General features: G+C 62.1%; 1 protein-coding gene. It reads left to right on the top strand.

Going from position 1 to position 1,366, the window contains the following annotated elements; translation table 11 throughout:
• Positions 1–1,356 (top strand): phosphodiester glycosidase family protein (locus QVO43_RS00285; protein WP_288174242.1); only part of this gene is annotated, 1,356 nt, incomplete at its 5' end.
• Positions 1,357–1,366: the final 10 nt, after the last annotated feature.

Raw genomic sequence — 1,366 nt, 5'->3', positions numbered from 1 at the left:
CAGGCGGCCCGGGTCAGCGCTCTCCGGGGCGGGGTTACCCCTAACCGGGCACGGGTGGTCATGAACCTGGACAGCCCTCTTTCTTATACGGCCCGGGTCACCGGGAACCAGCTGATCGTTGACCTGAAGGGAAAGGCGGACCGGACGGAAATGGTCCGGCTCCGGGATCCCCGGATCCAGAAGGCCTATCTGGAACCCCAGGGAAAGAACAGCCGGCTGGTGGTGGTCTTCCGGAAGACGGTGCCGGTGTACAAGATTTTCCTGCTGAAGAATCCCCAGCGGCTGGTAGTGGATTTTCCCCGGTCCGGAACCAGCACCGGTACGGCCGGAAAACCGGCGGCGGGAAGTTCCCAGTGGCTGGGAAAGGGGCTCACCTACCGGGAAAGCACCGTGAATCTGGGAGCCGGCCGGGTGAAGACTTATCTTTTGACCCTGGCCCCTTCCAGTGACTTCCGTCTGGACTTCATCCCCGGCTATGGGAAGACCATCCAGCGGGGGACCCTGTCCATGATCCAGAAACGGTCCGGGGCTGTGGCTCTGGTGAACGCCTCCTATTTCGACAGTGACATCTGGGTGGTAGGAAACCTGAAAATCCAGAACAAATGGCTGGGCATGGAAAGCACGCCCCGGACCGGGCTGGTGATTCCCCGTACGGGAACTCCTTCCATCCAGCCCGGGCTGTCCTATACCGGCACTGTAACCCGGCCGGACGGAAAAAGTTTCTCCATAGGCGGATTGAACCGGATGCGGCTGCAGAACGAACTGATCCTGTACAATGACGGGTATGACGACACGACGGACACCAATGCCTACGGCACGGAAGTTCTTCTGAATGGCGGGATTGTCCGGGATATCCGGAAAGGGGCCGGCAGCATGGCCCTTGCCCCCGGCACCACGGTGCTTTCCGGCAACGGAAGTGCCGCCGCCTTTTTGAACGGCCTGCGGACCGGAGACAAAGTCACGGTGACTCAGACCCTGGGAAACCAGGCTGCGGACAGTGCAGCTTCCGTAGGGTCCGCCGGGCCTCAGCTGGTCCGGGACGGCCGGGTCCAGGTGACCAGCGAGGAAGAAGAAATCGCCGATGACATCGCCCAGGGACGGGCTCCCCGGACCGGGGTGGGCATCAAAAAAGACGGCACTGTGCTGATTGTAGTGGCTGACGGCCGGTCCGACAGCAGCGTGGGCATGACTCTCACCGAATTCGGCCGGTACTTCGTCCAGCTGGGGGCTGACCGGGCTATGAACTTCGACGGAGGCGGCTCCAGCGAAATGGTGGTCAACGGCAAAATCATGAACGATCCCAGCGATGGCAGCGAGCGCCCGGTCCGGGTGGCTCTGGGGGTGTTCAGGAAATAAGTGCCGCCAG

It is taken from the genome of Acidaminococcus sp. CAG:542 (assembly GCF_000437815.1).
Taxonomy (GTDB): domain Bacteria; phylum Bacillota; class Negativicutes; order Acidaminococcales; family Acidaminococcaceae; genus Acidaminococcus.
Note: the sequence above shows the minus strand (reverse complement) of the source record. Positions and strands in the feature narration are given on the sequence as shown.